We start from the raw sequence: 25067 nt of genomic DNA, 5'->3' as shown, positions 1-25067 counted from the left end.
TCGTGACTGCACGGCGGCGGGACATTCATGATTTTAAGCAAACGCCGACCGACATTCATCTCCCGCTTATTTTTGGACTGCACCCTGTACAAAGCGAAAGTGAAAGTCTCCTATTCGAAAATGATTGAACGCTCTCTTGCCTGCGCAAACGTTTAGCGGTGGGAGATTCTTTGGAACAACCGCTCCACGACAGGCTTGCCAGCCAAGCCATCCTCGTGTGTCCCACGGTTCCGTTGTCTTACGAAGACAGCAAGCGAAATCCTTCTTTATTTTGGGCGGCGTTAGGGAACATCCTTGATGCTTCATCCCCCACTTACGCACGCGGAAATGGGAGCCTTCTCGGCTGGAGATGATAAAAAAGGCGCCCCGTTGCCGCTAGGACGCCTTCCATTTTTTATGAAATCTTAAACTTCTCAACCAGTTGTTTCAACTGCCGGCTCATTTCGCTTAACGCCTCCGCCGATTCGGTCACCGTCGAAAGCGCCTGCAACTGATCATCAGCCGAAGCAGCCACTTCTTCCGCCGCTGCCGCTGCTTGTTGGGCGATGGCGGCGATGTTTTGCATCGCCCCGACGACATCGTCTTTGCTCGCGTTCATCCGCTTTGCTTCCTCCATAATCCCAGCGAGCGCTGTTGCCACTTGCTCCATCATGCCAGTGATTTTGACAAATGAATCGCCGGTCGTGTGCACCGCTTCCCGCTGTTCGTCGTACGCCTGCTTGGAGCGGCGGACCGCCTCCATCACCAGCCCGGCTTGCTGCTGGATGGCGGCGATCGTCGCGCGGATCATCTCCGTCGCTTTCGCCGATTGTTCCGCCAGCTTCCGCACTTCGTCCGCGACAACGGCGAACCCTTTGCCGTGCTCGCCGGCGCGCGCCGCCTCAATGCTGGCGTTTAACGCGAGCAAGTTCGTCTGCCCGGAAATGGCGGTAATCGTTTGAATGACATCGTCAATTTCTTTCATTTTTTTCACAAGGTCGTTAATGACGTTTTCTACTGACTCCAGCTCATGTTTCGCTTCCTCCGATTTTTTCTGCAAAATGTTTAAATGCTCCAAGCCGTCGTAGCTCGCGGTTTTCGTTTCATCGGACAGCGACTCCATGCCAGCCGTCGCATTCGTGACCGCTTCGATTTGCTGCGACAGCGCCGTCGTCCGCTCATTGATCGTATCAAGGCTTCCTGCTTGATCGGTCGTTCCTTTGGCGATTTCGCCGATCGCTTTCGCCACTTGTTCGCTTGTGGCCATCGTTTCTTCGGAGACAGCGCTCAAATGGTCGGCCGAAACGGCCAATTCATTGACCGAGCGGTTCACCTCGCTAATCAGCATCCGCATATGGTCGATCATGTCATTGAAGTGGCGGGCGAGGCGGCCAATCTCATCTTTGGCAGTGATGCGCGCGTGCACCGTCAAGTCGCCGCCCGCCGCCTTTTCGACTTGCTCTTGCAGCGCCACAATCGGCCTTGTGATCGAGCGCGCCAAGAAATAAACGACGACCAAAGCGATGATGAACGCAATCACCGTAATGACAAGCATCGTCATCCCAAGTGAGCGGCTCATCGCGGATAAATCGCTTTCTCTATAGACAGCGCCGACTTTCCAGCCGAGCTCTGGAATCGTAGTGAAGTAAATCACCTGCCGTTCGCCGTCTTGCTCGTATTCGTGCATTCCTTTTTCATGCTCGAGCATATAGCGGACCGTCGCGTTTTTCGCCATGTTTTTCCCCTTATATTGAGGGTGGACGACCGCCGTCCCTTTCGCGTCAAACAGCACCGGATAGCCGTGATAGCCGACGTCGCTCGCATTGACGATTCTTGTCACCGCATCGAGCGTCATATCGATGCCGATGACCGCAGCAATGCGGCCGTTTTCGCTCACCGCTTTGGCCAACGTCACAACGTGCTTGCCGGTAATCGCATCGACGTACGGTTCGGTCCACACCACTTCATCCGGCCGCTTCATCGCCGCTTTATACCACGGGCGGCTCGTCGGATCATATCCGTCCGGGAGCTCTGTCATCGGCGATATATACATTTTCTTCTGCTCCGTGCCAATATAGATGAATTGCACATTCTCATGCAGGCGCAAAAACGTGCGGAACTGTTTCTCAAGCTGCAGCCACATTTTTTCATCTTGAACCATTTGCAAAGCCAACGGCGATTCACTGAATTGCACTAAGCTATTCTCCTCACTTTGAAAACTGTCGCGAATATCGCCGAGCAGTCCGTCAAGCGCCGTCTGCGCCCGCTGTTTCACGTCAGCATCCACCATCTTCCGCATTTGCACAACCCCAACGAGTTGTGTTGCTGCCAATGAAATCACTAACAATAAAGCCATCAAGACGATCAATTTGCTGCGCAATGTCCGGAACACTCTCTATTTCTCCCCTCTGTTTCCTCTTTTTGTCGAACCACGTCCATTATAAAAGGACAATCGTCCTGCGTCTATAGGATGAGCTTCTTATTCATACATAGAGAGCCGCGCCTGTGGGACATTAAACGTAGGCAGGTGAACCACAATGGGCGCGATTGAACATGAGGGCTATATATTTGAGATCGAATACAGCGTCTTGCTGCAAAAAGGGGCGCTGCACGTTTATCGCGACGGTGAATTGATTGAGGAAATTGAGTTTGCATTTTGCGGCGAAAAGCCCGATGAACAGCAAATCGAAGCGCTTGTGAGCGAGTATGTCGAGCAAAAAACCTCCGGCCGCTGTTAGTTGTCGGAGGCTTTTCTTGCCATTTTTTCGCGTTTTCTGTTATGATGAAGGTAAAAAAGCAAGGGGGATCGGCATGTACGATAAACGTTTATACGTCTTTGACGGCAACACCCCGCGCGAAGCGGTCATCCGCAACTATACGACAGACGACTTTGCTGATCTCATCCGCGTGCAGCAAGAAAGTTTTCCGCCCCCGTTTCCATCGGAGTTGTGGTGGAACGAGGAACAATTAACCAACCATGTCACCTTGTTTCCCGAAGGAGCGCTTTGCGTCGAAGTCGAAGGGCGCATCGTCGGATCGATGACCGGCTTGATCGTTGATTTTGATCCAGCCCATGCCGATCATACATGGGAAGAGATCACCGACGGCGGCTACATCCGCAACCACCGCCCGGATGGCAACACGCTGTATGTCGTCGACATTTGCGTCTCGCCGCCATACCGGAAGCTCGGCCTCGGCAAGTGGCTCATGCAGTCGATGTATGAAGTCGTCGTCCATCTCGGCCTTGACCGGCTGCTCGGCGGCGGGCGGATGCCTGGCTACCATCGACATGCGGCTGAACTATCGCCGGAAGCCTACATCGACAAAGTCGTTGCTGGCGAGCTGAACGATCCGGTCATTACATTTTTGCTCCGTTGCGGGCGAACGCCGCTTGCGATTGTCCGTAATTATTTAGAAGACGAAGAATCGCTCAACCATGCCGTGTTAATGGAATGGCGCAATCCGTTCAAGCAAAAACAAGGACACAATTGACAGAAACGAAAAAAAGGAATCACCCGCATCGGCCGCGAACTAAGAAAAGGAGAACGACCGACGGAAAGGAATCGCGGCCGATGAAATCGATTTTGTATAGTGATCCGCTTGCTCCTTTGCTTATTCGCAATGAATTGTTTTCCCTGCTGCCAGCGCACATTTCCCGTTTGACCGTCGTTTGCATCGGCAGCAACCGCATCAACGGCGACAGCTTAGGGCCGTTCGTCGGCACGCTGCTGGAAAACGCTTATCCGGATCATTTGACCGTCATCGGTACACTTAGGAAGCCTGTCGATGCAACGAACATCCATCGTGTTTCCGAGCGGCTGCAACACGAGCGCGGAGCGTATGTGGTGGCAATCGACAGCATTGTCGGGCCGCAGCCGTTTGTCCATACGATCGCCATCCGCCCTGGCGCCCTTTCCCCTGGCACGGCGCTCGGCAAATCGCTGCCACCGGTCGGAGACATCAGCGTCATGGGAGTCATGATGGAGGACACGGCCGATGTAAGCGCGCTTCCGTATACGAATTTGCACATAGTTTACCAAATGGCGAAAGTTATCGCTATCGGCCTTTCGCTTACGGTCCGGCAGCGGTATGGCTATGAATCGTCGACGCCGCTGTTGGCATAACGCAAAACGAAAAAAGCGCGGCGAACGTAAACGTCGCCGCGCTTTCATTCAGGCAAGTGAAAATGTTCGTTTGACAAACGACACGACTTCCTCAGCCGTGCCGAGCGACAACACCGTTTCTTTGATGCGAGCCGCCTCTTCTTTCGACAATTGTTTCAACTGAGCGCGCGCCGGCAAAATCGAGGTGGCGCTCATGCTGAACTCATCAAGGCCAAGGGCAAGCAAAATCGGAATCGCGATCGGGTCGCCGGCCATTTCTCCGCACATCCCGACCCATTTTCCTTCGCGATGGGCGGCATCGATCACGTGGCTGATGAGCCGCAAAATCGCCGGGTTGTACGGCTGGTACAAATACGCAACCCGCTCATTCATCCGATCGGCCGCCATCGTATATTGGATCAGGTCGTTCGTTCCAATGCTGAAGAAATCGACTTCTTTCGCAAACTGGTCCGCCATGACGGCAGCTGCCGGGATTTCCACCATCATGCCGACTTCAATTCCATCCGCAACGGCAACCCCTTGGCGGAGGAGCGCCTCTTTTTCTTCAAGCAAAATGGCTTTCGCTTGGCGGAATTCATCGAGCGTCGCAATCATCGGGAACATGATTTTCAAATTGCCGTACACACTCGCCCGCAACAAGGCGCGCAGCTGCGTCCGAAACATGTCTTGCATCTCAAGGCAAAGGCGGATCGCCCGGAACCCTAAGAACGGATTCATTTCTTTCGGCAGCTGCAAATACGGCAGCTCTTTGTCGCCGCCAATGTCAAGCGTCCGCACAACGACCGGCTTGCCATTCATTTGTTCCAGCACCGTTTTGTAAGCCACAAACTGTTCGTCTTCCGTCGGCAGTTCCGAGCGTCCCATGTATAGAAATTCTGTGCGATACAATCCGATTCCTTCCGCTCCGTTCGCCAACGCTCCTTTCACATCGTCTGGCGTGCCGATGTTGGCAGCCAGCTCGACATGAATGCCGTCAGCCGTCACGGTCGCCTCGTGAACGAGTTTCGCCCATTCTGCCTTTTGCGCCTCATAGCGGGCCCGTTTTTGTTCATATTGGGCGAGCAACTCCGGCGATGGATTGATGATTACTTGGCCGTCGAGCCCATCGACAATGACGATGTCGCCGTTTTTTACTTCCGCCGTCACCGTCTTCGTGCCGACGACGGCAGGGATTTCGAGCGAACGGGCCATAATTGCTGAATGCGACGTCCGCCCGCCGATGTCGGTGGCAAATCCTTTCACATATTGGCGGTTCAGCTGCGCCGTATCGGATGGCGTCAAGTCTTCCGCGATGATCACGACTTCCTCAGAAATGAGGCTCGGGTTCGAGATTGTGACGCCAAGCAGATGGGCGAGGACGCGCTTTGTCACATCGCGGATGTCAGCGGCCCGTTCTTTCATATATTCATTGTCCATCGCCTCGAACATCGAGATGAAAAACGAGGCGGTTTCATCGAGAGCGTACTCGGCATTGACGCGCTCCGTTTGGATTTTTTCTTTAATCGGGTTCAACAATTCTGGGTCGTCAAGCACAAGCAAGTGGGCGGCAAAAATGGCCGCTTTATCTTCGCCAAGCTTTTCCAAGGCATGCTGCTTGATGGCTTCCAGCTCTTCTTTCGCTTTCGCCACCGCCGCCTCAAGCCGCGCTACTTCCGCTTCAACATCGGCAACAGCCCGTTTTTCGGCTGCCAAATCAGGGGTTTCTAAGCGGTATGCCTTCGCGATGGCAATACCGCTCGATGCAGCAATCCCATGGATCGTTTTTTCACGGATTGCGTTTCCCATTATTCTGCAAGACCTTCTTTCGCCAACGTATCCGTTAACGCCGCCATTGCTTCCGCCGCATCGGCCCCTTCTGCCGTGATTTTGATCGTTGCCCCTTTCGGAATGCCTAACGACATGACGCCCATGATCGATTTCAAGTTCACCGTTTTGCCGTTGTACTCAAGCTGGATTTCGCTGTTGAATTTGCTCGCCGTTTGCACCAAAATCGTCGCCGGACGAGCGTGGATGCCGGAATCAGAAACGACTTTAAACGTTTTTTCTGCCATGTTCATCATTCCCCTTTTCTTCAATTTTTTCTTTGCCATCATATCAAATGCAGGGGCGGGAAGGCAACGGAAAATGCTTGTCCCCGCCCCGCGGCGAATAAGCAGCTTAGCGGATCGTCACAACAGCGTCTTCTCCTCGAGCAACTGAGCCTTGCTTGTTGACGTGAACCGTTTCGCCGGCTTGGAGATTCGTGAAAATCACCGGTGTGACGATCGATGGGGCGTTCTGTTTGACATAATCAAGGTCGACGCGCAAAATCGGCTGTCCTTTTTTCACTTCGTCGCCTTCCTTCACAAGCGCTTCAAACCCTTGGCCGTTCAGCTTCACCGTATCGATGCCGACGTGGATCAAAATTTCATGCCCGCCGGCCGACTGAATGCCAATGGCGTGCTTCGTCGGAAAGACGTTGATGATCTTCCCATCAACCGGAGAGACGACCGTGCCGTCCGTCGGCATGACTGCGAACCCATCGCCCATCATTTTTTGCGAAAACACTTGGTCCGGCACTTCAGCGAGCGGAACGATTTCTCCGGACATCGGCGAAGCGATCGTTTCGGACTCCGCGGCTTCCGAAGCCGCTGTTTTCGGCTTTTCTTCTTCCGCCGCACGGGCCGGCGCTTTTCCTTGCATGATGTCTTGAATTTGCCCTTTTAACATATCCGATTTCGGACCGAAAATCGCTTGCACGTTGTTGCCGACTTCCAGCACCCCGGCAGCGCCAAGCGCCTTCAGGCGGTCTTTATCGACTTGGCCAATGTCATGGACCGACACGCGCAAACGTGTAATGCAGGCGTCCAAATGTTCGATGTTTTCCTTTCCGCCAAGAGCAGCGAGCACTTCATACGGCAGGTCGCCAGCAGCGGCCGCCTCGGCTTTCGGTGCTTCCTCGACCGTTTTTTCCCGGCCCGGCGTCGCCAAATCCCATTTGCGGATCGCAAAGCGGAACCCGAAATAATAAATCACGGCAAACACCAAGCCGACCGGAATGACGAGCCACCATGCCGTCCGGTTTGGCAGAACGCCAAACAGCAAGAAGTCAATGACCCCGCCGGAGAACGTCATCCCGATTTTGACGTTCAACAAGTGCATGATCATAAACGACAAGCCGGCAAAAACGCAGTGAATGGCAAACAGCACCGGAGCGACAAACAAGAACGAAAATTCGATCGGTTCGGTAATCCCAGTCAAAAACGATGTCAACGCAGCCGATCCCATAATGCCGGCCACAACTTTTTTGTTTTCTGGCCGCGCTTCATGGTAGATGGCAAGCGCCGCTGCCGGAAGGCCGAACATCATAAACGGAAACTTCCCGGTCATGAACGTGCCGGCCGTCAGTTCCACGCCGTCTTTCAGCTGCTCGAAAAAGATTTTTTGGTCGCCATGGACCACTTGCCCGGCTTTATTGACGTATTCGCCAAATTCAAACCAAAACGGTGCATAGAAAATATGATGCAAGCCAAACGGAATCAACGCCCGTTCGATGACGCCGAAAATAAAGGCGGCCAACGGTTTGTTCGCATCGATCATATTGTGCGAAAACGCATTGAGCCCGTGCTGAATCGGCGGCCAGATGAATGTCATGATAATGCCAAGCACGACCGCAGACGCCGCCGTCACGATCGGCACGAACCGCTTGCCGGCAAAAAAGCCGAGATATTGCGGCAGTTCAATATTGAAGTATTTGTTGTACATGTAGGCGGCCAAAATCCCGACGATAATCCCCCCAAAGACGCCGGTTTGCAGCGTCGGGATGCCGAGAATGTTGGCATACGACGGGTCAGCGCCGACCATATCGGCCGTTACACCTAAGATGACGCTCATCGTCACGTTCATAATCAAGTAGCCGATGATCGCCGCCAAGCCTGCGACTCCGTCCCCGCCGGCAAGGCCGATCGCTACGCCGACCGCAAACAAGAGCGACAAGTTGGAGAAGACGATGCCGCCCGCTTGCTCCATCACGTTGGAGACGAGCACGACCCAATCGGCTTTTAATGCGGGAATTTTATCCGTGAGCGCCGGGTTTTTCAACGCATTGCCAAACGCCAGCAAAATCCCGGCCGCCGGCAAAATCGCCACCGGCAACATGAGCGCTCTCCCGACTTTTTGCAGCGTGCCAAACGCTCGCTTCATCTTCATAACCTCCTTTAGGTTCCTTTTCTTAAGTTTTGCAGCAAACAGCCGATTCATGTATCGAAAATGGAGCGGACGCTTCCGAGGGGCATCGGCGCAATAAAAAAGGCATGACTAAAGAGAGGCAAAAAGAACGCTTACAACAGCGCGCATACATTCGCAACTGTTGCCGCCTTATTTGCCCTCTTTACTCATGCCTGATCGAGTCAGTAACACGTAAAGCGAGACAACCTATGCAGTTGTATTGTTCTTTTTCTCCGCCAGCCGTTGCAAATGCAACGTCAAATAGACCGCCTCGGCATCGTCCGCCGGCAGATGAAGCGTTTGCTGCATGACCTTAACCAACTTCCATGCTAGATTATAGCACAATGGATACGCTTCCTTCAAGATTTTCGACAAATTTTTTGGTTCTTCGACTTTTTCACCTTTTTTCATCCGCTCAATCGCATAGCGCAAATGGCGGACGAAACGCAAATAATGAACGCTCTCGCGGTCGATGTCAACGCCAAGCTGTTGCTCGACGATCTTGACAAGGTCAGCAATGAGCTGGGAATATCGATTCGCTTCTGACACGCTTTGTTTCGAAATCGCGCTATGAATATGAAGAGCAATAAAGCCTGTCTCCCCTTCAGGCAGGGAGACTCCGAGCTTTTGTTCAATCGTGCGGGCCACTTCATGGGCAATTTCATATTCCAACGGATACAAGCTTTTCGTCTCAGCCAAAAACGGGTTTTTGACGTCCAATCCTTGCTCAAGCCGCTTTAATGTAAAGGCGATATGGTCCGTCAGCGCCACATGGATGTGCTCGTCGAGCGGTGCGCCCACGCGTTGCTGAATATGTTGAACCACCTCGCTCATGAGGGCGATGAATTCTTCGCTCAATTCCGGAAGCAGCTTTTTGTATTGCTCTTGTTCGCGTTCGTTTTTCAGAACGAAACATTTTTCCACAGCGCTCTTCGCAATCTCGTCCCCCCGTTTTTTGCCGAAGCCGATTCCTTTGCCAAGCAGGACGACTTCGCCATACGCCGGATGGGAAGCGATTAACACGTTATTGTTGAGCGTTTTTTCGACGCGAAACGGCTGTTCCATCAGGCTCCCTCCTTTCCGCACCCATCGTCTGCCGCTAGTCTATGCAGACTACATTATAAACCGGACGGGCCATCGCTCTCAATGACGTTTTTTGGATGGGGAGATGCTCTTCTCGACATACTAATAAGAGGGCTGGGAGGGAGGAAAGGTTTTGCGGGCATACGGCAAGCGGAGCGAAACGAGCCGAAAGGAGGGGATCGCATGTCGAACAAAGGGAGACAAAACAAGGTGAGCCAAGAAACAGCCAACCCGACCGTCTCCAAGGCGGAGGCAGAAATGGCCAAAGACAGCGTGGATACGGCCAAACAAGCGAAAAAGAACCGCTCGTAGCGACAGCGAGGCTGCCCTTTCTTGGGGACAGCCCCGCTGTTTTGCCGCTATAGCGCCGGCCATCGGCCCGGCCGCCCACTTCGACGGCGACTAGGCCGTCCGGCGCACCGGATGAAGACGGCTGAAAATCATCTTCAATAATGGCGGCGTCACAACAGTCGTTACCAATACGACGATGATCATGACCGCAAACATGTCTCCATCAAGCAGGCCGGCTTCCAAGCCGATGCCGGCGATGATGAGCGCCACCTCACCGCGCGACACCATGCCAGCACCTACCGCCAGCGAGCTTCCCCACGAAAATCCGGCCCATTTTGCCCCCAGCGCGGCGCCGACAAGCTTTGTCAAAATCGCGAGCGCACTCCAACCGACAATCAGCGGCCAATGCTCGACGATGCCGGAAAAGTCGGCCGCAACCCCGATGGAGGTAAAAAAGACAGGGACAAACAAAGAATAGGCGATCGTTTCCACTTTCTCAAATACTTCTTCCCGATAGTCCGTAAAACTCGCGCCAAGCCCGGCCATATAGGCGCCGATGATCGCCGCCACCCCCATCGCCTCAGCAAAATAGGCAAAGGCAAAACAGATGACCAGCCCGGCTGAGACGACCGCCTCTGTCACACGCAACGGGGCAAACCACTTTAATACGAGCGGGATGGCTTTCCAAGCGAGCAAAATGGCGACGGCAAAAAAAACAGCTTTTTTCAGCACGACCGCACCAAGCTCGACGTCGCCGCCAGTTAGGCTTAATAAAAACGCCAAGGCAATGACGACCAGCACGTCGTCGATGACCGCCGCGCCGAGAATCGCGGATCCTTCCTTCGATTGCAGCTGTCCCATCTCTTTGAGCGCCTGCACGGAAATGCTGACGCTCGTTGCGGACAGCAAAAGTCCGAGGAAAAGAGCTGTGCCGGTTTCCATGCCGAACGCTGCGCTAGCCGCATACCCGGCGAGCAGCGGAACGAGAATGCCGAGCACTCCGACCGCCACAGCAGCTTTTCCAGTGCGCCGAAACTGGTCCATATCCGTCTCAAGGCCGGCGATAAACATAAGCAAAATGACGCCGATTTGGCTTAACTCCTGCAAAAGGTCGGTATCCTCGATCACACCGAGCACGCTCGGACCAAGCACAATGCCGATGAGCAGCTTGCCGAGCACGGCGGGCTGGCCAAGGCGCACGGCAAGATCGCCGGCAAGTTTGGCGGCGAACAAAATGACTGCCAGTTGGGCGATGAACACACCATCACATCCTTTTCCCATTATCCCTCCCCAAACTACGTTTATCATGTGCAATAGGTTTCATTTTTAACGGATTTCCGAAAGAAGTCTCCCACTTCAAGCAAAGCTAAGTCGGAATCGTTCCCTGCACGATCGGCAGTTTCGACCCTAAACAACTGAAAGAGAAATTTTACGAACCAAAACGCGCTGTGCACCGACAGGGCCTATGATGATCCGCAAAGCATCGGCCTCTGCCTGCCATAGAACTCGGCTGCCTATCAGCCATCGATTGAGCCGTTAGCCCAAAAAAAAACAGACATCCTCGCTCTGCGTGGACGCCTGTTGTTATGACAGCGCATTTTGCCGGCCGTTTGCGGCTTTGACGCCGCCGGACGGAAACGTCAAATGAACAGTCGTTCCCTTCCCAACCTCGCTTTCGATCCGCATCGTTCCTTTATGTTCTTGAACGATTTTCATGCTTGTCGTCAGCCCGAGCCCCATTCCTTTTTCTTTCAAAGTGAAAAACGGTTCACCGATTTTCTGCAGCCGCTCTTTCGAAATGCCGACGCCGGTGTCGGCAACATCGACATAGATCTTCCCGTCCGCTTCCGCAACGTGGACGTATAAAATTCCGCCATCAGGCATCGCTTCGATGGCATTTTTCATAACGTTCAACAACACTTGAACAATTTGGTTTTGATCGCCGTACACACAAGCTTTCGGAGCGGTGTTATGGACGGAAATGGAAACGTTGTTCAACGTCGCCTCATGGCCAATCAAGCTGATGACATACGAAATGGCCTCGTCTAGCAAAAACGGCCGATAATCGTGGCTTTGCGGCTTGGCGAGCACCAGCAGCTCGCTCACAATTTGGTTGATGCGGCCGAGTTCACTTAACATAATGCGCATATAATGATCATTCACTTCGCGCGTTTCTTGCATCATCTGAATAAATCCTTTCATGGAGGTGAGCGGATTGCGGATTTCATGGGCAATGCCGGCGGCCAGCTCGCCAAGGACGGACAGCTTTTCTTTTTTCAAGAGCAGCTCCTCGGCAAGCTTTTGCTGGGTAATGTCGCGGCCGATCGTCAGCAGCCCTTTGCGCGCTCCGTTTTCGTCAAAGAGCGGCACTTTAATGACGTCAAACGTCTTCACTTCCCCATCCGGCGTCGCAAACGACTCCTCGCGGCGGGTGACCGTTCCGCTTTTCCATGCTTCGCGGTCCGATTCGATGCACTGCTCGAAAGCGTCCTTAAAAAACGGCACCAGCTCGCCAAGTTCACGATCGGTTTTCCCGACATAGTCGATACGCTCGAGATGATAAAGCCGCTGTCCGAAATCGTTGACGCGCAGCCATCGACCCTCGCTGTCTTTAAAGCAAACGAAATCGGGCATCGAATTGATGAGCGTAAGCAGCTGTTGTTCATTTTCTTCGATCTTTTCCAGCTGCTCGCGTTTTTTTAACAGCTGGTACAAAAAAATAGCCGAGAGCAAAATAAACACGGCCCCTTTGGCGGCGCCAAGCGCCATATATACAGCGCGGCTGATCGACAGCATATTGAGCAGGGTGTCGGTGGCGGCAATCCATAAAATGCTGCCTATGATATATACTGCGATTACTTTTGTTTTGTTGACCACGTTGTCATCGAACCCCTAACATGCAAAGTCGCTGGCGGCCACGGTCGCCCTCTAGGCTACATTTCCCGCGCCCAGCCGAGCAACCGCACGGCCAAGAGGGCGGCGCGCTCATGGTCAAGCCGCTTTTTTAGCGATGCCTCAAGCCGCTCGGCCACCGCCTCCGCCTCTTCCTCATAGGCGAACGAAAATGACCACTCAAGCGCCGGAATGGCAATCACGATATATTCTTCTTTTCGATTTTCGTAAATGTAGACATTAGCCGGAGCTTGTCCGTCCATCACCGGCGTTTTGCGGATTTTCATTTTTCCGTCCCACCTTTTCCTTTCAAGCCGTCCCCATTTTGTTTATTTTAACAAACGCCCGCTCCCTACTCAATATAAATCATTTTCCTTGTCATTCCCCCGTCGATGACCAAATTGACCCCGGTGATAAAATCGTTTTCCTCATCGCATAAATACAGACAAGCGCGGGCGATATCGTCCGGTTTGCCGACGCGGCCGGCCGGGTGCTGCCGGTGGTCAATGTCTCGCAGTTGCCCATAATCGCCCGTTTCAATCCAACCGGGGCTGATGCAATTGACGCGAATGCGATCATCCGCAAACGACACCGCCAGCGCATGGGTCAAAGCGACAAGGCCGCCTTTCGATGCAGCGTACGCCTCGGAATTCGGCTCGGACATGAGCGCCCTTGTCGAGGCAATGTTGACGATGGCTCCGCCTTTTGCATTGCGGCGCATATATTTCGCTGCTTCTCGAGAAGCAAAAAAAGCGCTGCGCAAATTCGTTGACAGCACGTCATCCCACTCCTCAACCGTCAGCTCATACGGCGACTTCCAGCGTGAGACGCCAGCATTGTTGATCAAATAGTCAATGCGGCCGAAGCGGCCGGCAGCTTCTTGTACAAACCGTTCAATATCGTCCACCTTCCGCACATCCGCTGCCACAAAGATCGCCTTGAACCCGTCCGACTGCAATTGCGCGGCGAACGCTTCACCGTTTTGAATATCGCGGTCGATGATCACGACGTTCGCTCCCTGTTTTGCGAATGCTCTAGCGATCGCCTTGCCGATCCCATTCGCTCCACCGGTGACAATGGCTGTTTTCTGTTCCATGCTCATGTGCAATCTCTTCTCCCTTCCTTTGCTCCGTTTGCTTTCGGATGGGATCCAACCGAAAGAGGTAGGCCTTATGCATGGCCTTCCCTCCTACGATAAGGAACGTTTGTTCTATTCATGACCATTTTATACCTTTCGTTCTCTTGATGCAAGAGAAAGGTGGATGAGGAAAGATACCGATTCATCCCCCACTTGCGCTCACGCATGGAAGTGAGGATTTTCTCGGCCCGAGATGTAAAAAAGACCGCCATTCGGCGGTCTTTTTTGGCATCTTACCGATAGGGGCCATACGAGATTGGAAAGCCAGGTGCATACGGGGTTCCTCCGCCATAATATGGAGGCAGCGGCGCAGCGGGATAGCCATAGCCATACGGCATCACCGGGGCATACGGCTGCGGCGCCATCGGTGGATAGTACAGCGGCGCATACGGATGTGCGCCAGGAACGAAACCTGGTGTTGCACCAGCAGCCATTCCAGACAGCGTGCCAGGAACGGCCACGGGAGCCGTGCTGCCAGCCGGGGGGACGTTTTCTGCATACGGGGCCGTCATGCCATACGGAATAGCGGCGTCATCAGGCGTCATCGGCGGCGTGTTTTCTTTCCCACCCATCGGCCAAACGGAAGCATGGGCCATATTCGGCCCGGCTCCTAAACCGAGCGGCGGCGCCGGCAGCATCATATCGGAGCTGTCCGGACTGTCTGGACTGTCAAGATGGACCGGACTGACAAGCGGCGCTGGCGGCGCAACCGGTGGACACCAATAGCCATAAGGCGCTGCCGGCGGATAATACGCCATCGGCATCACTTGAGTCGGCGTCGCTTCATTTGGCGTCGTTGCCGATAGCGGAGCCATCGGCGGCACGTTATTCTCCATCCACCCGGCTTCATTGTCATGGCCGGAAGAGGTTGAAAACGGACCATTCATATACGGATCCCAATGATTCATTGTTCTCTCCCTTTCTTGCTTATATTCTCGGGGCGCGTACCCACCCATATTGTATGTCAGAACAAGCAAAGGGTGTTTGCCCGGCCAAAATATAGGTATTTAACCCAACAGGCGTCTGTGATACGATAAATAACGGTGACGATGCCGAATCAACGCTTGGGGGGACATGCGATGGATGAAGCACTGGCGGCCAAGCAAATCGATGAATTGCGCAACGGAATCATCTCCGAACTGTTGGTGAAAAAAGAGGACTTCCCTGTTTTTCGTGCCGTGCTCGTCAAACAGCCCGACTTCAAACGATTTCGCGGCATCGCCCAGCGCGGCGGCCACGTTATTTACCACTATATGGATGCTCCACGCAGCTAAAAGCTCCTGTCCCCATGGCTTCACACCCGGCTTTCCGTCCTGGAAGCCGGGTGTTTTTGCTCGCGGAGAATTTTCCATCCCTCTCTATGAAACTAGTCATTTCAATGCCTCGCGCGTTTTTTCCATCATTTCGATAATGACTCATCGCGTGATCCTTGTTACTCTAGTAGCGAGTTTGCAAGACAAAAGGAGGGATGTGGATGAAACAAGCAAAAGCATGGGTGACGGCTATGTTGTGCGGCATATTTTTCTTTGCCGGCCATGCCGATGCGGCGATGATCCACACCGTCAAGCGCGGCGATACGCTTTGGAAAATCGCGAAACAATACGGTGTGCCGCTGAAACAACTGCAGCAGACAAACCGCAAAGACGATTGGCTATATCCTGGTGAAAAACTCGTCATCCCTGATGCCGGCATCACGGCGGCGGAGAAAGATTTGCTCGCTCGCCTCGTCCATGCCGAGGCGAAAGGGGAACCGTACGCCGGGAAAGTGGCCGTGGCAACGGTCGTGCTCAACCGCGTCGACCATCCGGATTTTCCGGATACGATCCGCGCTGTCATTTATGAGCGCTCTGGCGGCCATTATGCATTCACGCCGGTCGCAAACGGATCGATCAACGAACCGGCCGACCGTGAATCATACCGCGCCGTTGAAGAAGCACTTGCTTTTCGCGGTTTAGGAAACGGCTCGCTCTATTTCTACAATCCGAAAACGGCGAAAAGCAAATGGCTGCGCTCGCGTCCAGTGACCGTCGTCATCGTCAACCATGTGTTTGCCAAGTAGACGAAAACAAGGGGACGGCTTCGCCCCTTGTTTTTTTTTTAAAATATCAGATTTTAGGAAAGAAACCCCTTTACTTGTGCATAAAAATAAGGCAAACTAGTAAAAAAGCGCCTGCTCCTTTTTATAAAGAGCGGGCACAACGGCCAGGGCGCACCGGCCGGCCGCCTTTTCGGCCGATCACGCCCGTTTTAGCCGCCGACGACTATATTCGGTTTAAAAAGGGGAATGATAGAATGGTGAAAAAAGCAAAAGTCGGGGACATTATTGAATTTAAAAATGGATTGCGCGGCATCGTGGAAAAAGTGAACGAAAACTCGGTCATCGTCGATTTGACATATATGAAAAACTACCGCGAGCTTGATTTGCAAGAGCGGACGGTGGTCAACCATAAAAATTATAAGATTATTGAATAGAAAAAAGAGGCCGTCAAGAGCCTCTTTTTTGTTTACGAAATGCGGGCGAGTTCATCACATTCATAGATGTGGACGCCGTTCGCTGCGGACGCCGCCCGGTAAAACATCGCCAAAGCAAGCTGATGGGCGTCAACCGGCTTATATTTTTTCCATTTGCCGACGAACAAAAACGGCAGCCGGCATAACAGCCACCCGGCGAGCATCTCGCCAAGGCGGAACTCCCGACGCTTGCCGACGAGCAACGATGGACGGAAAATATGAAGCGATGGGATGGAAAGCCGCTGCAACGCCTCTTCCACCTCTCCTTTGACGCGCTGGTAAAAAAACGGCGAACACGGGTTGGCGCCAACCGAAGAGACGGTCAAAAAGCTTTTCACGCGGCACTTTTCCGCCAACGCCGCCGCGCGCAGCGTATATTCATAGTCAACTTGAATGAACTGCTGCTTCGTTTTCGCCTTTTTCCGCGTCGTTCCGAGGCAGCAAAACACATCATCGACATAAAAATGCCGCTCATACGATTCAAGCCGCGCAAAATCGGCGACGACTTGCTGCAGTTTTTCATGTTTAATCGGCAGCGGGGTGCGGACAAAAATGGTCACTTGCCGGTACAAATCCGACTCAAGCAGCAACTTGAGCAGTTCCCCGCCGACCAAGCCGCTCGCCCCAAGCAAAAGAGCTGTTCTTCGCTCCAACGCCAAAACCTCCAAGGCAAACATTCACTGTCCATTATATAGGAGTGTTGGCGAAAAAACTACCTCTTTTTTGTAGTTTAGCGGTTGTCGACTTTTTCTGGATACAAGTCGTGGTTGAGCAGCCGGTATTCCGCTATTTTTTCGTATTTTGTCCCCGGGCGCCCCCAATTGCAGTACGGATCGATGGAAATGCCGCCGCGCGGGGTGAATTTGCCCCACACTTCGATATAGCGCGGTTCCATGACTTTAATCAAATCGTTCATAATGATGTTGACGCAGTCTTCGTGAAAGTCGCCATGATTGCGGAAGCTGAACAAATACAGCTTCAACGATTTGCTTTCGACGCATTTTTTGTCCGGGATGTAGCTGATGTAAATCGTCGCGAAGTCCGGCTGCCCGGTTTTGGGACATAGCGAGGTGAACTCCGGACAATTGAACTTCACGAAATAATCCCGGTCAGGATGTTTGTTGTCAAACACTTCAAGAAGATTGGGGTTGTACGTAAACGAATACGTTGTCCCTTGATGGCCAAGCAGCGTCAAGTCTTTCAATTCTTCCTCTTTTCTTCCTGCCATTCCTTCATTCCTCCCTTTGATTCATGCAACGTGAGCGGCCGCACCCCGCTTTACACGCCGCGCTTGTTTCCCCAAAGAAGCGTGTGCAGCTGCGGCAGGATGTGGACGTCTGCCAGCTCTTCCGAATCGGCGGCTTGTTCCACGAGCCATTCCAACCGACTGAGAAGCTTCGCGCGGAGTGCATCCACATCCGAATCGGCCACATCGGCGTTTCCTGTCTGCAAATAAAACGGAACACCTGGGTAGCGGCAGTGCACCTCTTTCGCATACGCCAAATCGGCGTCATCAAAGACGACGACTTTCAAGCTGATGCGCCGCACCCGGCTTTGGTCAGCCTGCAGCCGTTCCATGATTTGATCGAGCGCCGACCAGTCGGTGTCCATCCCCGAGCTTGGCGGCTTCGGGGAAAGGGTGACATCGTCAATGTCAAGCAGCCAATCCTGCCAACGGCTCCCTTGCGTTTCAACCGCAACCCGCATCCCTTTTTCATGAAGAAGCGCGATGAGCTCCCCAAGAGCCGCAATCAGAAGCGGGTTGCCGCCTGAAATCGTCACGTGGCGGAAGCGGCGGCCGCCCATGGCTTCAAGCCGCCGCCAAATGTCGTCTGCCGTCAACTGCTCGATCTCGTCTTTCGCTGATCCGTCCCACGTAAACGCCGAATCGCACCAGCGGCAGCGATAATCGCAGCCGGCTGTGCGGACGAACATCGTCTTTTGGCCGATCACCATTCCCTCTCCTTGGATGGTCGGACCAAAAATCTCTAGCACCGGAATCGTGCGCGCCATTACCGCTCCCCCGCTTTCGGCCGGTAGACGACATAACTTGTCGGCGTTTCGCGGACAAACACTTGCAAACATGTCGGCTTGTGCGGCAGCGTATCCAAATAGCGCTGAATCGTTTCATAAATCGTGCGCGCCACCACTTCCGTCGTCGGAAACCGATTCGGGTCATGACCGTCAAACCAATCGCTATGGTCATTGAGCAACGTATGATCCAGCTTTCCATGCACAAGCTGTTTGATCGTTTGAAAATTGACCAAAAATCCGCTTTCATCGAGCTCATCGCCAGCAATCGTCACATTGACGATGTACGTGTGGCCGTGCACGTTGGCGCAGCTCCCGGCCGCTTCGTGCGGGATGAAATGGGCGGCGGCGATGTGCATATCTTTGTTCAGCTCATAGCGGTAAGGGTGCATCACTTGCGGATAAAGCTGGTGCATCATGGCCGCTCCACCCCCGCTTTTTCCCGCAAATATTCATCCAACCCGCGCTTGCGCAGCAAGCATGCCGGACATTCGCCGCAGCCGTCGGCGATGATGCCGTTATAGCACGTCAGCGTCTTCGTGCGAATGAACTCGAGCGCCCCGAGCTCATCCGCGAGCTTCCACGTCTCCGCTTTCGTCAGCCACATGAGCGGCGTATGAATGACAAATTCGTAATCCATCGCTAAATTCAGCGTGACGTTCAATGATTTGATAAACACATCGCGGCAGTCCGGATAGCCGCTGAAATCTGTTTCGCACACTCCGGTGACGAGATGGCGCGCGCCCCGCTGTTTGGCAAACACCGCGGCGAATGATAAAAACAACAAATTGCGCCCGTCCACAAATGTCGTCGGCAGCTCGCCTTCCTTTTGTTCAATGGCGATGTCCCGGCGCGTTAGGGCGTTCGGCGCCAATTGCCCAAGCAGCGACATATCGAGCACCGTATGACGAACGCCAAGCTCAGCGGCAATTGCCTGAGCGACTTCAATTTCGCGGCGATGACGCTGCCCATAGTCAAACGTCACCGTTTCCACTTCACCAAACTGTTTTTTCGCCCAAAACAAACACGTCGTGCTGTCTTGGCCGCCGCTGAAGACAACGACCGCCTTTTCTTCATTCATCTTCATCATGATCAACCTCCTTCTGAATCAGCAGCAGAAGAGGTTTCCAAAACAAAAAAGGCCATACCCCTAGGATACAGCCGTCCCTAGTTTTTTATAGAGGGTTTTGCTAGAAACCTCTCCCGTACAAGCGTACGGAATTGCGATTCTTCTGTTTTTCTTCTTTACTATACCATACTTATGGCTTTTGTTGTAGCGTCTTTTTCACTTTTTCCGCTGTCCATACATACACATACAGGAGCGGAACATACACCGCGACAAGATAAAACCCTGCCTTCGCTGTCCATTCCGTCAACTGCTCAATATCTGTCTTCTCTTGGAAAAACAGCGTCCCGACAAATAAGCAAGCGAGCAACACGGGAAGCGAACGGCGCTGCTGAACAGCGAACAGCTGTTTGATCACGCGCGTCGCCGCCCAAATAGAGACCGCGATGATCGGGAACACAACGAGCACATAAATCGAGATGACAATATACTCCATCCGCTCGATAAACGGCACTTCCGGAATTTTGGCCAGCGTCAGCGTCGGCCATGTAATATGCTGAATTTGCTCTTTGTTATAAAACACGATGGAAATAAGGATCAAAACAAAATAAATGAACATCGTAAATGCGTTGGCCGCATGCGCCCACTTTTGCGAGGACGGAGCCTGTTTTAAAAACGGGTAATACATCAGCAGCATTTCAAACCCTAAATATTGCAGCACCATCTCTTTCGATGCTTTTGCCAATTGCCCAAACGAATGGTCGAACACCGGCAATAAATTCCGGTATTGAGCATACTCAAGCGGAAAGAAAACCATCGGAAAAATCGTCAACAGCGGAGTCACCACCCCCCAAACGCATAAGCCGACAACGACGCGAAACCCGCCGGAGACGACATAATACGTCATCAGCAAAAACATAAGGCTGAACTGCCACGCCCCCATCAACGGGAACACCCATACTTTAATGATTTCAATGTATGATTGAAGCACCATAAACGCCGCCAACGCGTAGTAAAAAAGAAGTCCAAGGCTCAGCACCCCGCCGATCCACCGCCCGAAGTACTGTTCATGAAGCGACACGAGGTCTCCGCCTGATGGCAAATGCGACAGCAGCCGATACATCAGCCAAATCAACACGTGCGCCGCCAGCCCGGCCATTAAGACTGCCATCCAGGCATCCTGCCCCGCCTCTTTCATCAGTGGACGCTGAAAATTGAGTGCCCCGACCCCAACTTGCGTAGCATGAATGACAAAAAACACAAGAAACGGGGAGATGAGAAACCGTTCCTGAATGGCCTGCTTCATCCTAATCCCTCCTCATGTTCCCCGTCTTATTCGCCAATGCCGGTATGGACGATATCCACCGTGACGTGCGGGCGGATGTCTAGATCCGGGTATTCACGGTAAAACGCGTCGGAATCCCAATGTCTTGTCACACTGCGAACAAAATCGCCGATGCCGAGCGGGTCAATCCGTTTTTTCTGAAAATAACGGAATAACCGACGCATATTATGCTCCAATTCGTTTTGCATTTTTTTCTTCACATCAGCAAACAAATCTTGACCCGGCTGATCGAGCCATGACGGGTAATCCCGCACCGACGCATGGATATGGACGAACACATCAAGCACATGGCGGCTTCCATCACGCTTCCATTCATATTTCGACTTCGCCCATAAGTTTTGCAGCATCACCCGATCCTCGCCCTGTTTCCCGCGATTCCCAACCTTCAGCTGGTAGACGCCGTTTTTCGTTTCTCCAAGCAAAATTTTCATTAAAAACGAATCACGCAAACTCACATGCCCGACATATTGGTCGTCGCGAAACAACGCGACCCCTTCAAGCTTGACGAAATCTCCTTTTTTTTCAAAATACGGCAAAAACGGATCGCTGCCTGGGGAAAAATAGCGATACAAAAACAAGTGCAAATTCGTTTTCGGCAAGTTCATCGACTGCTCATTCTGCTCCACCAGATTCGGCAAATACAACGTATCGCTCAGCGTCGTTTTCGCCGTGATTTTCAGCAGCTCCTTCGCGCTTTCTTCCGCTACGCCAAGCAGCAAATGACTGCCGACTTTGTTGTTGCGCGCGAGGCTGTGCGTAATTTGCGTCACCCCCCGCCTGGCAAACTCCTTGCCGAACAAAATCAAGCGCAGCTGCCCTTCCTCAACCGGCAGCGCGGATTTCGATGACAGGCGCGGAATCAAGTCGTAGACCGTCGGCGACGTCGTCGTCAGCATATTCGGCTTTGTCATCGGCCCTTGCTTGAACGTCGGGTACACCGCGGTGCCCGTGTAGCGGCCGTTCTCGAAATCATACCCCATCTGTTGAATAATTTGAATTTCATCAATCGGCCGCGAACTGGCGCAGCCGCCAAGCAACAGCAGCGCACCGACCCATGCGAGCCCACGCCTCATCATGATCCCCCTTACTCATCAATGTCGCGTTTTTGCTTCGCCGCATTCGGATCGTAACGAAACCGCGACCGCGGACGAAGAAACATCGGCCGCTCCGCCGTTTCACTGTATGGCGAACGAATGAATGTATCGCGGAAGCTGCGAACACGAAATGGATAAAACGGCAGCAAATACGGATAACCAAACGACTGCAGCCGCCCTAAATGAATGAGCAGCCCGCAGACGGCAAAGATAATGCCGATCCCGCCCCAGAAAGCGGCAAACAAAATAAATGGAAACCGGATGAACCGAATCGTGTTGGACATTTTGAAAATCGGCGTTGTAAACGAAGCGAGCGCCGCCAACGCGACGACAATCAACAAAATCGTACTCGTCAGCCCGGCATCAACGGTTGCTTGCCCGATGACAATCCCGCCGACAATCCCGAGCGTTTGCGCGACTTTCGTCGGCAGCCGCGCCCCGGCCTCGCGCAACAGCTCAATCGTAATTTCCAAAAACAGCACCTCGAGCATCGGCGGAAATGGCACGTTCGAGCGTGAATAAATGATCGGTCCAAGCAAGTCTTCGGGAATCATTTCATAATGATACGTCAGCACCGCCACATAAATCGGCGACGCCAACACGGAAAACGCAACGCCGAAAAACCGAATGAGCCGGAAAAACGTACCGAGCACCCATGGCAAGTAATAATCTTCGGGCGACGTAAAAAAATCGAAGAGAGCGGCGGGGCCAATCACGGCATACGGGGAGCCGTCGCAAAAAATGGCCACCTGACCCGACACAAGCGCATAGATGGCCCGATCGATCCGCTCGGTCGAGATAAAAAGAGGAAACGGCGTCCGTGAATTATCCGCGAGCAGCTGATCCAAAATCGCGTTGTCAAACACGACGTCAAAATGAATGGACTCAAGCCGCTGCGTCACCGTTTGAATGACTTCCGGATTAGCGACACCGTCGATGTAGGCGATGACCACTTTCGTTTTCGACATCGAACCGATCGACATTTCCCGAAACACAAGATTTGGCGTCACCACTTGCCGGCGGATGAGATGCAAGTTGACGCCGACATTTTCCACAAATCCGACTTTGGGCCCAACGACGCTGAATTCGTTTTCCGAATCATTGTTTTCCCGAAGCCCCAAATTTTCAGCCGCGGCGCCCATGAGCGCCGCTTTGTTCGGTTGCTCGCGGAATGTGACAGCGACAAACCCTTTCAGCACCTTCTCTTCAATCAGCGCCGTGTCTTCGCTCACTTCAATGCGCTGAATCGGCACGATTTGCTGCAAGTCTTCCAAACGGACAGTTGGATGGTTTGGAATGTCGTTTTGCAAATGGCAAAGAATCCGCTCTTGCAGCACTTGCGGATCGACGAGTGAATCAAAATAATAAATCGACAGCTCCTTACCTCCCACAACAAACGACACTTCGACAAAATCGCTCGATTGCCGCAGCGTTTCCCAAAGCTGCGAAATGGGCCGCTGAGGGGGGCGTTTTTTCTTTTTTTTCCAAAATGAGAATAAACCCACGAACATCCCCTCGCCTTTCCGTTTACGGCATAGTCTTCCAATCGATCGATATTTTTATGCATCCCCCTTTCATCCTATTGATTCGACAAAATCTTCTATATATTATTGAAAATAGACAAATGAAAAAAGGAGAATCGTCTATGAGCGAACTGACGAAACAGCGTCGGTCGAAACGAGCGTTGAAAAAAGTGACAGAAACGGCGGAAGCGCTGCGAAAGATGATCGACCGAACGCGTCCGCTTGAAGAGCAGCTCGACCGCATCCGCGCCTTGTTGGATGAACAGCTTGGCCATGATGAATATTTTGTTCTTGTCGATGAAAGCGGATACGGAGTTGTCCATACGAACCGCCTCCGCGAGGGAAGGGTGTTTGCCGACCCAGTCGGGCTGGCTGCCGCCCGCACGAATGAACCGCTCTTGCAAGTGTACGAACGCGATACGGGCGAGGTGCTGATTGACGCCAGCTGCCCGTTTTGGACGGAGCCAGGCGGAAGGCGGTTCAATTTGCGGATGGGGCGGCTCATGCACCGCCCGTATTTGCAATGGGTGTTAGCAAGCGTCGCCATTGCGCCCGCAGCCGTTGGGCTGGCCGCTTCCATCGCAGGGGCGCCGCCCGTTTTGGCCGCGCTGTGCGCCGCTCTCGCTGGGCTTGGGCTTGGCGCCGCCTGGCATCGGGCCATTGCCGCCGAGCTTCGCCATTGGTACAGCGTCGCCCGCACCGTCTCCTCAGGCCAATTGCAGACAGAAGTGAAAACGACGGGAAAACGGAATGAATTTCATCAAATCGCCTACGAAATCAACAAAATGATTCTCGGCATCCGCACGATCATCCATGAGCTTGGCAAAGCGGCCAAAACGGTGCATGATGTGAGCGTTGAACAGCAGATGGAAATGCGCCGCCTCTCTGAATCGTTTGACGAAATCGCCGCCGCCGTCGAAACGTTCCGCGAAGGGGCGAAACAACAAACGACCGCCGTCGAGCAAGCGGGTGACGTCATCGGGCAGATGGTGGAACGCGTGCAACTCATGCGGGCCGCCGTTGAACGCGTCGTAAGGCAAGCGGGCGACACTTGGTCGTCAGCAGCAGAAGGCATCCGCCTCATTGAGGAAACGAAAACAAACATGGACGCGATGCAGCGCGGCATCGGCGAAATGACTGCCCTCATCGACAAAGCAGCCAATGAAGCGGCGCGCGTTCATGAGATGATCGCCGCCATTCGCACGATCGCCAAGCAAACGAACTTGCTCGCCCTCAACGCCTCGATCGAAGCGGCGCGGGCGGGTGAAGCGGGCCGCGGCTTTTCCATCGTCGCCCAAGAAGTCCGGAAGCTTGCCGAAGATACAAACGCCTTCGCCGCTGAAATTTTCGCCTCGCTCGACGCCATGACGAACGCGCTCAAAGAAGCCGTGCATGCGATGCAAGGAAGTGGCCGCCACGTCGAAAAAACGAAAGACTCTCTTTGGAAAACAGGGGAAACGTTCACATCGTTTCAAGGCATGTTCGCCCAGCTGAACGACTTGCTTCAGCAAAACGAATCATATGTCAACGACATCACCGCCGACGGCGAGCAGCTCGGCGGACTGATGGAAGACGTACGCACCGTCGCCGCCGATTTTTCAAACATGGTGCAAGAAACGGCGGCGGGGCTTGAGCAACAGACGCTCGCCCTTCACCAGTTGGCGCGGGAAGCCGACACGTTGGCTGCAGCAGCGCGCGATTTAGAAAAAATGATCGCCCGCTTCCACTCATAACGAAACGAAGCCCTTTCGTCCCCCTTCACCAAAAAACTTTGGGGAACGAAA

26 protein-coding genes are annotated in these 25067 nt (G+C 53.3%); 8 read left to right on the top strand and 18 right to left on the bottom strand.

The window, feature by feature from the left end; translation table 11 throughout:
- Positions 1-394: 394 nt before the first annotated feature.
- Positions 395-2371 carry a methyl-accepting chemotaxis protein gene (locus ETR37_RS02410; RefSeq protein ID WP_129446846.1) on the bottom strand — a complete coding sequence of 659 codons (1977 nt, stop codon included), beginning with the start codon at positions 2369-2371 and terminating at the stop codon, positions 395-397.
- A gap of 145 nt (positions 2372-2516) precedes the next feature.
- On the opposite strand from ETR37_RS02410, the gene ETR37_RS02405 reads away from it, so the two are divergent.
- From ETR37_RS02405 to yyaC, 3 genes are all read left to right on the top strand, one after another.
- Positions 2517-2717 carry a YbxH family protein gene (locus ETR37_RS02405; protein ID WP_014195319.1) on the top strand — a complete coding sequence of 67 codons (201 nt, stop codon included), beginning with the start codon at positions 2517-2519 and terminating at the stop codon, positions 2715-2717.
- Positions 2718-2790: 73 nt separating this feature from the next.
- The gene (locus ETR37_RS02400) at positions 2791-3471 is read left to right on the top strand and encodes a GNAT family N-acetyltransferase (RefSeq protein ID WP_060788050.1); all 681 of its coding nucleotides are present in this window, start codon (positions 2791-2793) and stop codon (positions 3469-3471) included.
- Positions 3472-3551: 80 nt separating this feature from the next.
- On the top strand, positions 3552-4103 hold the full coding sequence (gene yyaC / locus ETR37_RS02395) for a spore protease YyaC (RefSeq protein WP_020754921.1): 552 nt from the start codon (positions 3552-3554) through the stop codon (positions 4101-4103).
- A 48-nt stretch (positions 4104-4151) separates the two neighbouring features.
- Here the strand turns inward: yyaC and ptsP are convergent, their stop codons facing one another.
- From ptsP to glcT, 4 genes are all read right to left on the bottom strand, one after another.
- Positions 4152-5888 (bottom strand): phosphoenolpyruvate--protein phosphotransferase, encoded by a 1737-nt coding sequence (gene ptsP / locus ETR37_RS02390; RefSeq protein ID WP_015374285.1) that lies wholly within the window; start codon positions 5886-5888, stop codon positions 4152-4154.
- The gene (locus tag ETR37_RS02385) at positions 5888-6154 is read right to left on the bottom strand and encodes a phosphocarrier protein HPr (RefSeq protein WP_011230496.1); all 267 of its coding nucleotides are present in this window, start codon (positions 6152-6154) and stop codon (positions 5888-5890) included. Before ETR37_RS02385 ends, ptsP begins: the two co-directional genes overlap by 1 nt.
- 106 nt (positions 6155-6260) lie before the next feature.
- Complete coding sequence (gene ptsG, locus ETR37_RS02380) at positions 6261-8285, bottom strand: glucose-specific PTS transporter subunit IIBC (RefSeq protein ID WP_033005500.1); 2025 nt, start codon at positions 8283-8285, stop codon at positions 6261-6263.
- A 231-nt stretch (positions 8286-8516) separates the two neighbouring features.
- Positions 8517-9374: a glucose PTS transporter transcription antiterminator GlcT gene (glcT, locus tag ETR37_RS02375; protein ID WP_129446845.1), complete on the bottom strand. Its 858-nt coding sequence runs from the start codon at positions 9372-9374 to the stop codon at positions 8517-8519.
- A 201-nt stretch (positions 9375-9575) separates the two neighbouring features.
- Between glcT and ETR37_RS19980 the strand changes: the two genes are divergently transcribed.
- Complete coding sequence (locus ETR37_RS19980) at positions 9576-9704, top strand: hypothetical protein (RefSeq protein WP_015374282.1); 129 nt, start codon at positions 9576-9578, stop codon at positions 9702-9704.
- 90 nt (positions 9705-9794) lie between these two features.
- Here the strand turns inward: ETR37_RS19980 and ETR37_RS02370 are convergent, their stop codons facing one another.
- The 5 genes from ETR37_RS02370 to ETR37_RS02350 all read right to left on the bottom strand — a co-directional run bounded on the left by ETR37_RS02370 (position 9795) and on the right by ETR37_RS02350 (position 14621).
- Positions 9795-10964 carry a cation:proton antiporter gene (locus tag ETR37_RS02370; protein ID WP_174520670.1) on the bottom strand — a complete coding sequence of 390 codons (1170 nt, stop codon included), beginning with the start codon at positions 10962-10964 and terminating at the stop codon, positions 9795-9797.
- A gap of 303 nt (positions 10965-11267) precedes the next feature.
- Positions 11268-12560, bottom strand: a complete 1293-nt coding sequence (locus ETR37_RS02365) for an ATP-binding protein (protein ID WP_015374280.1) — start codon at positions 12558-12560, stop codon at positions 11268-11270.
- 56 nt (positions 12561-12616) lie between these two features.
- Positions 12617-12862 (bottom strand): YueH family protein, encoded by a 246-nt coding sequence (locus tag ETR37_RS02360; RefSeq protein WP_011230486.1) that lies wholly within the window; start codon positions 12860-12862, stop codon positions 12617-12619.
- A 65-nt stretch (positions 12863-12927) separates the two neighbouring features.
- Positions 12928-13677 (bottom strand): SDR family NAD(P)-dependent oxidoreductase, encoded by a 750-nt coding sequence (locus ETR37_RS02355; protein ID WP_013523280.1) that lies wholly within the window; start codon positions 13675-13677, stop codon positions 12928-12930.
- A gap of 269 nt (positions 13678-13946) precedes the next feature.
- A complete protein-coding gene (locus tag ETR37_RS02350; protein ID WP_011230484.1) occupies positions 13947-14621 on the bottom strand; it encodes a hypothetical protein in 675 nt (224 codons plus the stop codon).
- Between the two features lie 171 nt (positions 14622-14792).
- Here ETR37_RS02350 and ETR37_RS02345 point away from each other — a divergent pair, with 171 nt between their 5' ends.
- The 3 genes from ETR37_RS02345 (at position 14793) to ETR37_RS02335 (ending at position 16185) form a co-directional block, all read left to right on the top strand.
- The gene (locus ETR37_RS02345; RefSeq protein WP_011230483.1) at positions 14793-14987 is read left to right on the top strand and encodes a hypothetical protein; all 195 of its coding nucleotides are present in this window, start codon (positions 14793-14795) and stop codon (positions 14985-14987) included.
- Between the two features lie 200 nt (positions 14988-15187).
- The gene (locus tag ETR37_RS02340; RefSeq protein ID WP_129446844.1) at positions 15188-15772 is read left to right on the top strand and encodes a cell wall hydrolase; all 585 of its coding nucleotides are present in this window, start codon (positions 15188-15190) and stop codon (positions 15770-15772) included.
- 233 nt (positions 15773-16005) lie between these two features.
- On the top strand, positions 16006-16185 hold the full coding sequence (locus tag ETR37_RS02335) for a YkvS family protein (RefSeq protein WP_033005507.1): 180 nt from the start codon (positions 16006-16008) through the stop codon (positions 16183-16185).
- 32 nt (positions 16186-16217) lie between these two features.
- Here ETR37_RS02335 and ETR37_RS02330 read toward each other — a convergent pair whose 3' ends face one another.
- The 8 genes from ETR37_RS02330 to ETR37_RS02295 all read right to left on the bottom strand — a co-directional run bounded on the left by ETR37_RS02330 (position 16218) and on the right by ETR37_RS02295 (position 23265).
- A complete protein-coding gene (locus ETR37_RS02330) occupies positions 16218-16901 on the bottom strand; it encodes an NAD(P)H-binding protein (protein WP_020754933.1) in 684 nt (227 codons plus the stop codon).
- 53 nt (positions 16902-16954) lie between these two features.
- The gene (gene queF / locus ETR37_RS02325) at positions 16955-17452 is read right to left on the bottom strand and encodes a preQ(1) synthase (RefSeq protein ID WP_081132884.1); all 498 of its coding nucleotides are present in this window, start codon (positions 17450-17452) and stop codon (positions 16955-16957) included.
- A gap of 50 nt (positions 17453-17502) precedes the next feature.
- Positions 17503-18237 carry a 7-carboxy-7-deazaguanine synthase QueE gene (gene queE, locus ETR37_RS02320; RefSeq protein ID WP_015374274.1) on the bottom strand — a complete coding sequence of 245 codons (735 nt, stop codon included), beginning with the start codon at positions 18235-18237 and terminating at the stop codon, positions 17503-17505.
- Entirely contained in the window at positions 18237-18674 is a 438-nt protein-coding gene (gene queD / locus ETR37_RS02315; protein ID WP_015374273.1) for a 6-carboxytetrahydropterin synthase QueD, read from the bottom strand. Before queD ends, queE begins: the two co-directional genes overlap by 1 nt.
- Positions 18671-19342 carry a 7-cyano-7-deazaguanine synthase QueC gene (queC, locus tag ETR37_RS02310; RefSeq protein ID WP_015374272.1) on the bottom strand — a complete coding sequence of 224 codons (672 nt, stop codon included), beginning with the start codon at positions 19340-19342 and terminating at the stop codon, positions 18671-18673. The genes queD and queC overlap by 4 nt, the downstream gene beginning before the upstream one ends.
- A 172-nt stretch (positions 19343-19514) precedes the next feature.
- The gene (locus tag ETR37_RS02305) at positions 19515-20627 is read right to left on the bottom strand and encodes a GerAB/ArcD/ProY family transporter (RefSeq protein ID WP_081132883.1); all 1113 of its coding nucleotides are present in this window, start codon (positions 20625-20627) and stop codon (positions 19515-19517) included.
- Positions 20628-20653: 26 nt separating this feature from the next.
- Positions 20654-21739: a Ger(x)C family spore germination protein gene (locus ETR37_RS02300; protein WP_081132882.1), complete on the bottom strand. Its 1086-nt coding sequence runs from the start codon at positions 21737-21739 to the stop codon at positions 20654-20656.
- 11 nt (positions 21740-21750) lie between these two features.
- On the bottom strand, positions 21751-23265 hold the full coding sequence (locus ETR37_RS02295; RefSeq protein WP_081132881.1) for a spore germination protein: 1515 nt from the start codon (positions 23263-23265) through the stop codon (positions 21751-21753).
- Between the two features lie 140 nt (positions 23266-23405).
- On the opposite strand from ETR37_RS02295, the gene ETR37_RS02290 reads away from it, so the two are divergent.
- Positions 23406-25016, top strand: a complete 1611-nt coding sequence (locus ETR37_RS02290) for a methyl-accepting chemotaxis protein (protein WP_081132880.1) — start codon at positions 23406-23408, stop codon at positions 25014-25016.
- Positions 25017-25067 lie beyond the last annotated feature (51 nt).

It is taken from the genome of Geobacillus sp. PK12 (assembly GCF_004123125.1).
GTDB lineage: Bacteria > Bacillota > Bacilli > Bacillales > Anoxybacillaceae > Geobacillus > Geobacillus zalihae.
This window is presented reverse-complemented; position numbering and strand designations above follow the sequence as displayed.

Coding starts and splice junctions, on each gene's coding strand:
- ETR37_RS02405 (WP_014195319.1), top strand. CDS start 2,517: ATGGGCGCGATTGAACATGAGGGCTATATATTTGAGATCGAATACAGC.
- ETR37_RS02400 (WP_060788050.1), top strand. CDS start 2,791: ATGTACGATAAACGTTTATACGTCTTTGACGGCAACACCCCGCGCGAA.
- yyaC (WP_020754921.1), top strand. CDS start 3,552: ATGAAATCGATTTTGTATAGTGATCCGCTTGCTCCTTTGCTTATTCGC.
- ptsP (WP_015374285.1), bottom strand. CDS start 5,888: ATGGGAAACGCAATCCGTGAAAAAACGATCCATGGGATTGCTGCATCG.
- ETR37_RS02385 (WP_011230496.1), bottom strand. CDS start 6,154: ATGGCAGAAAAAACGTTTAAAGTCGTTTCTGATTCCGGCATCCACGCT.
- ptsG (WP_033005500.1), bottom strand. CDS start 8,285: ATGAAGCGAGCGTTTGGCACGCTGCAAAAAGTCGGGAGAGCGCTCATG.
- glcT (WP_129446845.1), bottom strand. CDS start 9,374: ATGGAACAGCCGTTTCGCGTCGAAAAAACGCTCAACAATAACGTGTTA.
- ETR37_RS19980 (WP_015374282.1), top strand. CDS start 9,576: ATGTCGAACAAAGGGAGACAAAACAAGGTGAGCCAAGAAACAGCCAAC.
- ETR37_RS02370 (WP_174520670.1), bottom strand. CDS start 10,964: ATGGGAAAAGGATGTGATGGTGTGTTCATCGCCCAACTGGCAGTCATT.
- ETR37_RS02360 (WP_011230486.1), bottom strand. CDS start 12,862: ATGAAAATCCGCAAAACGCCGGTGATGGACGGACAAGCTCCGGCTAAT.
- ETR37_RS02355 (WP_013523280.1), bottom strand. CDS start 13,677: ATGAGCATGGAACAGAAAACAGCCATTGTCACCGGTGGAGCGAATGGG.
- ETR37_RS02350 (WP_011230484.1), bottom strand. CDS start 14,621: ATGAATCATTGGGATCCGTATATGAATGGTCCGTTTTCAACCTCTTCC.
- ETR37_RS02345 (WP_011230483.1), top strand. CDS start 14,793: ATGGATGAAGCACTGGCGGCCAAGCAAATCGATGAATTGCGCAACGGA.
- ETR37_RS02340 (WP_129446844.1), top strand. CDS start 15,188: ATGAAACAAGCAAAAGCATGGGTGACGGCTATGTTGTGCGGCATATTT.
- ETR37_RS02335 (WP_033005507.1), top strand. CDS start 16,006: ATGGTGAAAAAAGCAAAAGTCGGGGACATTATTGAATTTAAAAATGGA.
- ETR37_RS02330 (WP_020754933.1), bottom strand. CDS start 16,901: ATGTTTGCCTTGGAGGTTTTGGCGTTGGAGCGAAGAACAGCTCTTTTG.
- queF (WP_081132884.1), bottom strand. CDS start 17,452: ATGGCAGGAAGAAAAGAGGAAGAATTGAAAGACTTGACGCTGCTTGGC.
- queE (WP_015374274.1), bottom strand. CDS start 18,237: ATGGCGCGCACGATTCCGGTGCTAGAGATTTTTGGTCCGACCATCCAA.
- queD (WP_015374273.1), bottom strand. CDS start 18,674: ATGATGCACCAGCTTTATCCGCAAGTGATGCACCCTTACCGCTATGAG.
- queC (WP_015374272.1), bottom strand. CDS start 19,342: ATGAAGATGAATGAAGAAAAGGCGGTCGTTGTCTTCAGCGGCGGCCAA.
- ETR37_RS02305 (WP_081132883.1), bottom strand. CDS start 20,627: ATGAAGCAGGCCATTCAGGAACGGTTTCTCATCTCCCCGTTTCTTGTG.
- ETR37_RS02300 (WP_081132882.1), bottom strand. CDS start 21,739: ATGAGGCGTGGGCTCGCATGGGTCGGTGCGCTGCTGTTGCTTGGCGGC.
- ETR37_RS02290 (WP_081132880.1), top strand. CDS start 23,406: ATGAGCGAACTGACGAAACAGCGTCGGTCGAAACGAGCGTTGAAAAAA.